Origin of the sequence: Banduia mediterranea, assembly GCF_031846245.1 — a bacterium.
Classification (GTDB): domain Bacteria; phylum Pseudomonadota; class Gammaproteobacteria; order Nevskiales; family Nevskiaceae; genus Banduia; species Banduia mediterranea.
In genome coordinates, this window is the sequence record NZ_JAVRIC010000006.1 from 17,802 (window position 1) to 26,764 (window position 8,963).

General features: G+C 60.1%; 14 protein-coding genes. 6 read left to right on the forward strand and 8 right to left on the reverse strand.

The window, feature by feature from the left end:
- Nucleotides 1-81 precede the first annotated feature (81 nt).
- Together RM530_RS05775 and RM530_RS05780 are read left to right on the forward strand one after the other, a co-directional pair.
- The gene (locus RM530_RS05775) at nt 82-315 is read left to right on the forward strand and encodes a type II toxin-antitoxin system Phd/YefM family antitoxin (RefSeq protein ID WP_311364266.1); all 234 of its coding nucleotides are present in this window, start codon (nt 82-84) and stop codon (nt 313-315) included.
- A 3-nt stretch (nt 316-318) separates the two neighbouring features.
- Nucleotides 319-744 (forward strand): PIN domain-containing protein, encoded by a 426-nt coding sequence (locus RM530_RS05780; RefSeq protein WP_311364267.1) that lies wholly within the window; start codon nt 319-321, stop codon nt 742-744.
- A 31-nt stretch (nt 745-775) separates the two neighbouring features.
- On the opposite strand, the gene RM530_RS05785 is transcribed toward RM530_RS05780, so the two are convergent.
- Together RM530_RS05785 and RM530_RS05790 are read right to left on the reverse strand one after the other, a co-directional pair.
- Nucleotides 776-949, reverse strand: coding sequence for a hypothetical protein (locus RM530_RS05785; protein WP_311364268.1), 174 nt, complete (start codon nt 947-949; stop codon nt 776-778).
- A 442-nt stretch (nt 950-1,391) separates the two neighbouring features.
- Nucleotides 1,392-1,847 (reverse strand): pilin, encoded by a 456-nt coding sequence (locus RM530_RS05790; RefSeq protein ID WP_311364269.1) that lies wholly within the window; start codon nt 1,845-1,847, stop codon nt 1,392-1,394.
- Nucleotides 1,848-2,263: 416 nt separating this feature from the next.
- Between RM530_RS05790 and RM530_RS05795 the strand changes: the two genes are divergently transcribed.
- Both RM530_RS05795 and RM530_RS05800 read left to right on the forward strand, forming a co-directional pair.
- Nucleotides 2,264-2,542, forward strand: a complete 279-nt coding sequence (locus tag RM530_RS05795) for a type II toxin-antitoxin system RelE/ParE family toxin (RefSeq protein ID WP_311364270.1) — start codon at nt 2,264-2,266, stop codon at nt 2,540-2,542.
- Between the two features lie 8 nt (nt 2,543-2,550).
- On the forward strand, nt 2,551-2,841 hold the full coding sequence (locus RM530_RS05800) for a HigA family addiction module antitoxin (protein ID WP_311364271.1): 291 nt from the start codon (nt 2,551-2,553) through the stop codon (nt 2,839-2,841).
- A 241-nt stretch (nt 2,842-3,082) separates the two neighbouring features.
- Here the strand turns inward: RM530_RS05800 and RM530_RS05805 are convergent, their stop codons facing one another.
- From RM530_RS05805 to RM530_RS05820, 4 genes are all read right to left on the reverse strand, one after another.
- Nucleotides 3,083-3,493, reverse strand: a complete 411-nt coding sequence (locus RM530_RS05805; protein ID WP_311364272.1) for a type II toxin-antitoxin system VapC family toxin — start codon at nt 3,491-3,493, stop codon at nt 3,083-3,085.
- Entirely contained in the window at nt 3,475-3,714 is a 240-nt protein-coding gene (locus RM530_RS05810) for a type II toxin-antitoxin system Phd/YefM family antitoxin (RefSeq protein WP_311364273.1), read from the reverse strand. Before RM530_RS05810 ends, RM530_RS05805 begins: the two co-directional genes overlap by 19 nt.
- Nucleotides 3,715-3,817: 103 nt before the next feature.
- Nucleotides 3,818-4,195: a PIN domain-containing protein gene (locus RM530_RS05815; RefSeq protein WP_311364274.1), complete on the reverse strand. Its 378-nt coding sequence runs from the start codon at nt 4,193-4,195 to the stop codon at nt 3,818-3,820.
- A 14-nt stretch (nt 4,196-4,209) separates the two neighbouring features.
- Nucleotides 4,210-4,563, reverse strand: coding sequence for a ribbon-helix-helix domain-containing protein (locus tag RM530_RS05820; protein WP_311364275.1), 354 nt, complete (start codon nt 4,561-4,563; stop codon nt 4,210-4,212).
- Nucleotides 4,564-4,811: 248 nt separating this feature from the next.
- Here RM530_RS05820 and RM530_RS05825 point away from each other — a divergent pair, with 248 nt between their 5' ends.
- Nucleotides 4,812-5,516 carry a transposase gene (locus RM530_RS05825; RefSeq protein WP_311364276.1) on the forward strand — a complete coding sequence of 235 codons (705 nt, stop codon included), beginning with the start codon at nt 4,812-4,814 and terminating at the stop codon, nt 5,514-5,516.
- Between the two features lie 216 nt (nt 5,517-5,732).
- Here RM530_RS05825 and RM530_RS05830 read toward each other — a convergent pair whose 3' ends face one another.
- Together RM530_RS05830 and RM530_RS05835 are read right to left on the reverse strand one after the other, a co-directional pair.
- Nucleotides 5,733-7,025 (reverse strand): HlyC/CorC family transporter, encoded by a 1,293-nt coding sequence (locus RM530_RS05830; RefSeq protein WP_311364277.1) that lies wholly within the window; start codon nt 7,023-7,025, stop codon nt 5,733-5,735.
- Nucleotides 7,026-7,203: 178 nt separating this feature from the next.
- Nucleotides 7,204-7,986, reverse strand: a complete 783-nt coding sequence (locus tag RM530_RS05835) for a cytochrome C assembly family protein (RefSeq protein ID WP_311364278.1) — start codon at nt 7,984-7,986, stop codon at nt 7,204-7,206.
- A 137-nt stretch (nt 7,987-8,123) separates the two neighbouring features.
- Between RM530_RS05835 and RM530_RS05840 the strand changes: the two genes are divergently transcribed.
- Nucleotides 8,124-8,888 carry an MBL fold metallo-hydrolase gene (locus RM530_RS05840; protein ID WP_311364279.1) on the forward strand — a complete coding sequence of 255 codons (765 nt, stop codon included), beginning with the start codon at nt 8,124-8,126 and terminating at the stop codon, nt 8,886-8,888.
- The last annotated feature ends 75 nt before the right edge of the window (nt 8,889-8,963 follow it).

Sequence of the window (8,963 nt, forward strand, 5' to 3'; positions counted from 1 at the left end):
GACAAGTGGCGAGCTGACTGATCTTGACGGCTCAGCCTCCGCAGAACATTATGGCCACATGGTCATATTAGCGTCCGCATCATGAAAAACATCTCCGTAGTCGAAGCCAAATCACGCTTCTCGGCCTTGCTGGCCGAAGTCGAGGCCGGGGAGGAAATCGCCGTCACCCGCCATGGCAAGGTCGTTGCCCGGCTGGTGCCCGACCGGCCGCGCATGGCCGCCGAAGCCTTTCGGGAATTCTGGCAGGCCGGCGACATCGATCTGCAGGCGCCGGCTGACACGCCCGCCGAGAGCGTGGTACCGCTGGACGACTGAACCATGGCGGCTCTTTATCTGCTGGATACCAGCATCGTCATTGCGGCCATGAAAGGAATCCCGCCGGTTCGGCACCGTTTGGAATCGCTGCCGCTGGAAAGCCTGCGGCTGTCTGCAATCGTTCTGGGCGAGCTGGCGTTCGGTGCGGAGAAAAGCGCACACGGCGAACGCAATCGCAGCCGCCCGGCAGAGCTTGCAGGACGCCTGCCCCTGGTGGGCATCGATCATGAAACCATCCGCCACTATGCGGAAGTGCGCGCCAGCCTGGAGCGGCTGGGCACCCCCATCGGTGCCAACGACACCTGGATTGCCGCCCAGGCGCTCGCCACGGGCGCCGTGCTGGTCACCGACAACGAGCGCGAGTTTCGCCGCATCAAGGCATTGCAACTGGAGAACTGGCTGGAGCGGGGGCCAGCAGCATCCGGCTAGCCGATCTAAAAAATCAATAAAATCAATAGGGTCATTGCGCCAGGCAAGCCTGGAAGGGAGGGAAGCTGAGGAATGAATCTGAAGCGGAAATCTCTTGATGGAATTCAGGTGGGTGGAAGTCCCGACTGAAAATAAATCTGTCCCCTTTTCTTCGAATGTACCTGAGGTGTTCCAGCACCAAGTTTGGTGTTTCGACCTTGCTCATGTTGAAATCCTAGCAGATGCCACTCGGCGACGTGGCATCAGGCTGGCGCGCCCAGACACTGATTGATACAGAAAAAAGAAAGGCCGCACGCGGCGGCCTTTCCAGATGTTGCATGTTGCGGGGAAATTTTCGGGTTTAAATAAATCTGTCCCCTTTTTTCCCGTCCCCTTTTTTCCCTTTTTCTTTTCACGCCAGGCAAGCCTGGAAGGGAGGGAAGCTGAGGAAGGAATCTGAAGCGGAAATCTCTTGATGGAATTCAGGAGGGTGGAAGTCCCGACTGAAAATAAATCTGTCCCCTTTTTCCTTCGACTGAAAATAAATCTGTCCCCTTTTTCCTTGGGTGGAAGTCCCGACTGAAAATAAATCTGTCCCCTTTTTCTCGGTCCTTTTGAAGACTAGCGTAACCCGGATTTCATCCGGGTTACGCTAGCTGCGCTGGCTGTTACGGCACTGCCGCAAAAGTTACGCTCGTTCTGCAGTTAGATGGTAAGTACTTGAAGTCAGCAGTCACAGCCGTAGTGCCGCAAGTCCAGGTAACTGTGTTATCAGAATTCTTGGTTCCGGTTAGCACGACGTACTTAGTGTCGACGCCGGTACTGGTGTTCTGAATTTCGGCGCCAATTTGGCACGCTGCGTCGACGGATAAACTTTTAACATACTTGGCATTGGCCGGTGAGTTGACCCCAGAAACAGATGTGGTGGCGGGGCAGCTTCCGTTGGTCGCGACGTATTCCGCCACCGAGCCTTTCGCTGCGTCCAATTGCGTCATAGCTTCCGACAGCTTGGACCGCGCGATGTAGTCCTGGTACGCCGGCAATGCGATCGCCGCCAAAATGCCAATGATCGCCACAACGATCATCAGTTCGATAAGGGTAAAGCCCTGTTGCTGAGTCTTCATTGAGTCTCTCCCGAAGTTTGGTTGAAGCGGTTTGAAATCCGCTGGGAGAGAGTGCAGCAAGCCTCGTACCACTGTAGGCGGTAATGAAATCAGTTGCTTGCGTTATTCTTGAGTCGGCGTCGGTAGCCGGGAATTCTGCTTTTTTCAGTTTGTGACAATTCGTGTCAGTTGGTGAGTTAAAAAGGGGACAGATTTATTTTCTGGACCTGAACGCCTGGACTTCCGTCCAGACAGCGCAGGTCAGGAGGCGACATGCCGCGAATGGGCCGGGTGGTCGTCGAGGGCTATCGGCATCACGTCGTCCGGCGGGGGCACAACCGGCAGGTGGTGTTCGTGCCCCCGGCCTTTGAGCGCACGCGTCAAGACGCAGGTGTAGCCGTGTTGGCGTACTACGCTCTCCGTAGTACGCTCTTGGCGTGATCAAGTCCTGGGCGAACTCCGCAACCCGCAAGTTCGCCGAGCAAGGCAAATCGAAATTTTCGGGCCTGGACGAGAACGCGGCGATCGAATTACTGGCCGCACTCGAAGCGGCCGAAGCGCTGAGCAATCTCAGCCCATTGAAGTCGGTCGGCTTGCATAAGCTCACAGGAGATCGCAAAAACCAATGGGCCATGACGATCAACGGCCCCTGGCGGATTTGTTTTCGCTTCGAAGACGGGCATGCCTGGGATGTCGAGATCGTTGACTATCACTGAGGAATCCAATGATCGCCGTACACCCTGGCCGCATTCTCAAGCGTGAACTGGCCGCACGCGAACTATCCGCCAACCGTCTGGCTTTGGCACTGCATCTGCCATCCGGGCGGATCACTGAAATCCTCGGAGGCAAGCGGGGCATCTCACCGGATACAGCGCTACGCCTAGGCCGCTACTTCGGCAACGACCCTCGATTCTGGCTCAATTTGCAGACCAGCTATGAACTCGCAGAGGAGGTGCGGCGCAACGGCAAGCGCGTCGAAATGGAAGTAACTCCCGCAGAGAATCTTGCGGCATAGGTCAAAAGCAGTCCGTCCAAAAGGGGACTGATTTATTTTCTCGGCTGAGGGAATGGAGCTTGATCCGCGAGTCCTTGCAGCGTGGCCGGTTGGCCGGGAGTCGCAAGTTTGTCGATGAGATCGAGACGATTGCCGGCATCCGGCTCGAGCACAGGGGGCGGGGCGATCCAGGAACGAGCCCGACAAGGATTGACAATAAAGCGGTTTCCTATTTCGCCTTTTCCTTTGTTTTCGCTTTTCATCACCAGAGCGTTTTGATTTTATTGTACGAGCGCAGCTTTTCGTCGGCGGTGACCAGAGGTGCGTTCAAGCAGGCGGCAGTCGCCGCGATCAGCCGATCGGCGGGATCGCCATGCATCGTCTCGTCGAATTCGCCAGCGAGTTGTGCGATGTCCGCGGTCACGGGTTCGAAGCGCAGTTCGGGCAAGGCCCGCGCATTGTTCAGCCACTGCCGGACCGGCACGCTCAACTCCAGTCGGCCGCGACGCTCGGCAGTGACGATTTCCAGCACGCTGATGGTGCTGGCAACGGCGGGTTTGCGTTCGCAGGCGGCGGCGAGGCGGCGTTTGGCCCGCGAACTCAGCCGGGTGCTGCCGGAAAGCCACCACACCAGTACATGCGTATCGATGACGATCAGCGATTCATTTGCCATTCGTCGGGCTCGATTGACGGTTCCATGGGTGCGTCATAGCGAAGAACGCTGTTCTTGAGTTGCGCGCGCGCGCTTGCCGCAGTGTCCCCCATTTTCGAAGGCGGGCCGATTTCGGCAATCACCTTTCCCCTGGACGAGATGCGCAAGCGCTCTCCACGGACCACCATGGCGAGAAATTCCGGTAGCCGCTGCCGCAGATCACTAACCCTGACTTCTTTCATTGCAAACTCCGAAACGTACAATACGAATGTACATATCGTCGTTGGGGAAGGAAAGTGGACAGATTCATTGAAGACCGCGCGCCCTCATCCCCGGCCCGCAGGTTCAGACCGGCATCAGCCTCAGCCCGGCCGGCACGAAGGCGTCGAAATCCTTGCGATTCACCGTGAGTAGTTCGGCATTGCCCAGCATCGCCGTGGCGGCGATCAAGGCGTCCGTGCGCAAGCCGCGTTTTCGACCGGCCTCATTGAACAGCTGGGCGGCGCAGTGGGCATGGTGTTCGTCCACGGGAATGATCCGGCGTTCGATGAACGCTTCGGCCAATTTGATTTCATCGGGATCGACCGGTCCGCAGAGAAACTCGTACCAAACGATGGCGCTGGCCGCGGTGTGTTCGCCTTGTATCACTCTCTGGATGAGCGGGTGATCGCCCTGTGCCCACAGCGGCAGGGCGATCAGGGCGTTGGTGTCCAGATGGATCATCGCGCGCCGGGGCTTTACGGCTTGCGCTTGGAGGAGGGTGCGGCACGCGTTCTTGCGGTTTCTTCGGCGCGGCGCTGCTTGCGCTGGTCGGCGATGAGTCGCCGCGTTTCGCTCGCGGATCGGACGGGCGGTGCCTGACGATAGTGGTGGATCACCGCCAGCGGCGATAGCGGCTCGGGTTCGGCGGCGCTCTGTTCAGCCATGTGGCGAACGGCGCGTCGGATCACTTCCGCTTGTGATGTACGCCAGCGGCTGGCAAGGCTACGGATCGCGCTGGAGGTTTCGGCATCGAGCGCGTAGGTGGAACGAATGGTCATTCTTGCCATGATGCGGGCCACGAAAAGTAATGGTATGTCGGTATGGTACATCCGACCAGAAGCGAGGGACGAAAAAAAAGGGGGGGGCGGATTTATTGGATTTATTGGATTTATTTATGGCCCAAGGCGCCTCAGCCAGTAGCCAGGACGGCGTCGATGGTGGGCAAACGCCGTGACCAGGACGGAGCGCTCCTCTACCGGGCGGTAGAAGATGGAAAAAAAAAGAAAAAGGGGACGGATTTATTTTCTGAACCTGAACGCATAGACTTCCGTCCAGACGGCGCAGCTCAGGAGGCGACATGCCACGAATGGGCCGGGTGGTCGTCGAGGGCTATCCGCATCATGTGGTCCAGCGGGGACACAACCGGCAGGTGGTGTTCGCGGCGGCTGAGGACTACGAGCGCTACCTGGGCGATATCCGCGAACTCAAGGATCAGTTCGGCATCCGGCTCTATGCCTACTGCCTGATGACCAATCACGTGCATCTGCTGTTGGGGCCACGCGACGGGGCATCGTCGTTGGGCTCGTTCATGAAAGCCCTGGCCGCGCGAGCAACCCGTTATCGCAATCGCCTGGAAGGGCGTTCCGGTACGCTTTGGGAAAGCCGTTACAAGTCGAGTGTGGTTCAGGCAGACAGCTACTTGCTGGCCTGCTGTCGCTATATTGAACTCAACCCGGTACGTGCCCGTATGGTCGCCGATCCGGAGGCCTATCCCTGGTCGAGCGCGCAGGAGCGGCTGGGGCAAAAAGCCGATGATCTTCTGGATCGGCACCCCAGCTACTTGTCGCCGGCCCGTAGCGAAGCTGAGCGCAGACCGGCGTATGCACGCTACTTGAAGGACGCCATCCCGGCAGGGGAATGGACCTTGATCCGCGAGTCCTTGCAGCGTGGCCAGCTGACTGGGAGTCGCAAATTTGTCGATGAGATCGAGAAGATTGCCGGCATCCGACTCGAGCACAGGGGGCGGGGGCGACCCAGGAAGCAGGCCGATCAGGATGCTTGAGCCTGCGGTCGTGACGGCCGTGCCGCAGCAGGTTCATTCTGCGGGGTGCCGCTTGCGGCATGGCCGTTAGTCTGTTGGTTAGGAATCATCAGGAAATTACTTTGACAACTTTGCGGACGATTCCTTAGGGGGCGTCGCGAGGGTTGGTCCTGTGAGATGAAAATTTCGGGAGACTGAGGCGAATATCGGGAATTATTCAACGAGGGCGCGCGGAATTTAGCGTCGTGTGCGCGCGGGCGTCTCGGCGCGATTCATCTGCGGCGTGCGGATGCGCGCGGTCTTGACGGCATTGGCGCGGACTTCGGTGATCTCGAAGGTGTAGCCACGCAGCTCCAGCAGGTCCCCGGTCTTGGGGATCGTTTCGAGCTGTTCCAGAATCAGGCCGTTGACGGTGCGCGGTCCCGTGGTCGGCAGTTTCCAGCCCAGCGAGCGGTTGAGCGCGCGCAGCGTCACGCTGCCATTGATGAGGTAGCTTCCGTCCTCGTCCATGAAGACATTGCGAATCTGAGTGGACGGGTCCGGCGTGAACTCGCCGACGATCTCCTGAAGGATGTCGGTCAGGGTGACCAGACCCTGGATGTCACCGTATTCGTCGACCACGAAGCCGAGCCTCCGCTTCTGGTTCTGGAAGTTCAGCAGCTGCTGGTTCAGCGGCGTGCTTTCTGGCACGTAGTAGGGCTCGCGCGTGATCTGGAGCAGCGCGGGGCCGGACAGCCGGTCTTCCACCGCAAGGGTCATTGCGTCGCGGACGTGAACGATGCCGCGCAGGTCGTCGATCGATCCGTCGAACAGCGGCAGACGCGTATGCTCGGTAGTGGTCAGCTGTTCGCGAATTTCCTCGGCCGAATCGCCCAGGTCGATGCCGACGATTTCGTTGCGCGGGACCATGATGTCCTCGACGGTGACGCGCTCCAGATCGAGCACCGACAGCAGCATGGCCTGATGCCGCTGCGGGATCATGGCGCCGGCTTCGGCGACCACCGAACGCAGCTCCTCGCTCGACAGGCTGTGCTGGGCCACGTCCTCCGGTGACACGCCCAGCACCTTGAGGATGCCGTTTCCGATCAAGTTGATGACCCAGACGATCGGGAACAGCGGCCATTTCAGCACCCAGTAGACATAGGACGCCGGCAACGCCACGCGTTCCGGGTGCAGCGCGGCCAGCGTCTTGGGCGTGACCTCGCCGAACAGCAGCACCACTACGGTCAGGGTCGCGGAGGCCACGCCGATGCCGTATTGCCCGAACAGGCGGATGCCGATCACCGTGGCGATCGAGGCGGCGAGGATATTGACCAGATTGTTGCCGAGCAAAATCAGCCCGATCAGCCGGTCCGGCCGTTCGAGCAGCTTCTGGGTGAGTTTGGCGGCGCGTTCCCCATTCCTGGCACGATGCGCGAGCCGATAACGATTGATCGTCATCAGGGCGGTTTCGGAGCCGGAGAAAAAACCGGACAACAGCAGCAGGATCCCGAGCAGGGAAAAGAGAACCGGTAACGGTATGTCGTTCAAAGAAGCGGGGCTCCGGGCCGCAGGTCGCCCTGCATAACTACGAACTCACTGGGGGCGGTGTCAAGCACTGATTGCCATGCATTCATACAAACCGCGGCAGGTACGGAGTGCAAGTCCATGCTGCCAAAGGCCTTCTCTTGTATTCCACGGTTGCGTGATCCGATCGGGTTTTCCGCCGCTATCCCCAGTGTTTTCCGAGGATCAGCTCAAGCACGATCTTGCTGCCGAAGTAGGCCAGGATCAGCAACAGATAGCCCGCCAGCGTCCACCGGATGGCGCGACGGCCGCGCCAGCCGAAGCGCATGCGCCCCAACAGCAGAACGCCGAACACGGCCCAGGCGAAGATCGACAGAATGGTCTTGTGCGCCAGATGCTGGGCGAACAGGTCTTCCACGAACAGAAAACCGGTCAGCAAGGTGCAGCTCAGCAGCCACCAACCGAGGGCGATGGTGCCGAACAACAGGCGTTCCATGGTCTGCAAGGGGGGCAGCCGCACTGCCCATCCGGTCGACGAGTAGTGATGCAGCAGGCGGTCCTGTGCCGCCAGCGCGAGCGACTGCAAGGCCGCCAGCGTCATTACTCCGGCGCTGAGCACTGACAGCACGACGTGGGTTTCCAGCCGCCAGTCGCGCATCGGCAGGACCTGCGACGGGGACGGAAGCAGCGTGGCCAGCAGCGTGGCGAGTGCGGCGACCGGATAGAGAAGAACCCCCAGCATTTGCAATGGCTGTCGCCAACAGGCGGTCCACAGCAGCAGTGCGCTGAGCCAGGCGATCAACGACACGCCTTCGGTGACGCCGATCGTCAGGGGGCCGTGGCGGAACAGTTGCAGGTTCAACAGCCAGGCGTGAATCACCATGGCGATGGCCGCCGTCGTGCCGACATGGCGCAGGCCGAGCCGCGCCAATGCCGAGGCGGCCAGGTACGCGGCCGCGGTGATCAGAGTCAGTGCCAGGAGCATAGCCAGCGAGGATAGCATCGCGTCGGGGCGCGGCGGGCATGTCGGCGCAGCCGGTGAGCGGCTGCGTAACCCCGCACGATTTTCGGTGCAGAGCCTGTGCTAGCATCGTTTCAACACTTCGAAGGGCTTGCGGCGGAATGCGCATCAAGGTCCTGGGCTGTAGCGGGGGAATCGGGCCGGGCCTGAGAACCACGGCGTTGCTGGTGAACGACGAAACGCTCGTCGATGCCGGTACCGGCGTCGGTGATCTGTCGCTGTCACGCATGCGCCGAATTCGGCGCGTACTGCTGACGCATGCTCATCTCGACCACGTCTGCGGCCTGGCATTCATGGCGGACAATCTGTTCGGTCTGATCGATCGTCCGCTGGACGTGTTTGCGCTCGACGAGACCCTGGACGCCTTGCGCAAGCACATCTTCAATTGGTGGATATGGCCGGATTTCGGCGAACTGCCGTCCACCAATGCGCCAATCATCAACTACCACACGATCGAAACCGGTCACGCCATGCATATCGACGGCGTGCGCTATACGCCGTTTCCGGTCTTGCATGCGGTTCCCGCGGTCGGTTACGTGATGCAGGACGCGGGCGGCACGATCGCCTTTACCGGGGATACCTACGCCGACGATTCGGTGTGGAATGCGCTCAATGCCTTGCCGCAGCTTGATCGCCTGATGATCGAGATCGCCTTCACCGATGAGCAGGCGGAACTCGGGCGCGTCTCCCGCCACTTCACGCCGAGCCTGCTGGGCCAGGAACTGCACAAGCTGCGCCATCGACCGGAGCTGTTGCTGACGCACCATAAGCCCGGCGCCGAGGCACGGATTGAAAAGGAATGCCGCATTGCGCTCGCGGACTGGAGTTACCGGCACCTGCGGCGCGGCGATATCATCACCCCCTGAAAACCTCGACGGGCGCGCGCACTTTTGCCGCGCCGCGATCGTGTTCACACTTCCGCCCAATATTTCCGGAGTGAC

Bases quoted from the DNA above. Each gene is read 5' to 3' on its own strand.
- RM530_RS05775 (WP_311364266.1), top strand. From the start codon at position 82: ATGAAAAACATCTCCGTAGTCGAAGCCAAATCACGCTTCTCGGCCTTG.
- RM530_RS05780 (WP_311364267.1), top strand. From the start codon at position 319: ATGGCGGCTCTTTATCTGCTGGATACCAGCATCGTCATTGCGGCCATG.
- RM530_RS05785 (WP_311364268.1), bottom strand. From the start codon at position 949: ATGAGCAAGGTCGAAACACCAAACTTGGTGCTGGAACACCTCAGGTAC.
- RM530_RS05790 (WP_311364269.1), bottom strand. From the start codon at position 1,847: ATGAAGACTCAGCAACAGGGCTTTACCCTTATCGAACTGATGATCGTT.
- RM530_RS05800 (WP_311364271.1), top strand. From the start codon at position 2,551: ATGATCGCCGTACACCCTGGCCGCATTCTCAAGCGTGAACTGGCCGCA.
- RM530_RS05805 (WP_311364272.1), bottom strand. From the start codon at position 3,493: ATGGCAAATGAATCGCTGATCGTCATCGATACGCATGTACTGGTGTGG.
- RM530_RS05810 (WP_311364273.1), bottom strand. From the start codon at position 3,714: ATGAAAGAAGTCAGGGTTAGTGATCTGCGGCAGCGGCTACCGGAATTT.
- RM530_RS05815 (WP_311364274.1), bottom strand. From the start codon at position 4,195: ATGATCCATCTGGACACCAACGCCCTGATCGCCCTGCCGCTGTGGGCA.
- RM530_RS05820 (WP_311364275.1), bottom strand. From the start codon at position 4,563: ATGTACCATACCGACATACCATTACTTTTCGTGGCCCGCATCATGGCA.
- RM530_RS05825 (WP_311364276.1), top strand. From the start codon at position 4,812: ATGCCACGAATGGGCCGGGTGGTCGTCGAGGGCTATCCGCATCATGTG.
- RM530_RS05835 (WP_311364278.1), bottom strand. From the start codon at position 7,986: ATGCTCCTGGCACTGACTCTGATCACCGCGGCCGCGTACCTGGCCGCC.
- RM530_RS05840 (WP_311364279.1), top strand. From the start codon at position 8,124: ATGCGCATCAAGGTCCTGGGCTGTAGCGGGGGAATCGGGCCGGGCCTG.